The following is a 517-nucleotide window of genomic DNA, read 5'->3' on the forward strand; positions in this document are numbered from 1 at the left end:
CCAGCAGTTATACTATCTCCGTCTAATGCTATTGATATATTATTTACACCGTCATAAATTTTCTCATACCAATGCTCTAAATATTCATGTCCCCAAATAGGTGTAACTGGATATTTGTAATAATCAAACGCAGTAGTAGTTGTTGTAACAGTGTCATTACTTACTGACGGGGTATAATTTACCATTTTTTGAAAACTATCTAAATTACTCGGTACGTTGTTAGTGGATGAAGTGTAATTTAAAACTTGCATGTCTGCTAATATCATGTCAATATCAGATTGTGTAAGAGGTTTTAATCTAACATACCCTTGAATAGCATATATTCCATTTGCGTTTATATTTTTTTCGTTTGTAACAGTAACACTCTCACATTTCAAAGTATTGCTATTAAATTTAACTAATTCTAATCTTAAATATTTTGAGTTAGTATATTTTAAAATAGAACCCTTATTTAATGTCATTTTTTGAGTTGAAAAGTATGTCTTGTTAATATCTTTTGAAGCACTACCAACACTAT

1 protein-coding gene is annotated in these 517 nt (G+C 29.0%); it reads right to left on the bottom strand.

Annotated features, from left to right (window positions below; all coding sequences use genetic code 11):
- Positions 1 to 461: hypothetical protein (locus tag D9V42_RS15180; protein ID WP_208639097.1), on the bottom strand; the 461-nt coding region annotated here is incomplete at its 3' end.
- Between the last annotated feature and the right edge of the window lie 56 nt (positions 462 to 517).

Origin of the sequence: Staphylococcus pseudoxylosus, from assembly GCF_003697915.1 — a bacterium.
In the GTDB taxonomy this organism is placed as follows: Bacteria; Bacillota; Bacilli; order Staphylococcales; family Staphylococcaceae; genus Staphylococcus; species Staphylococcus pseudoxylosus.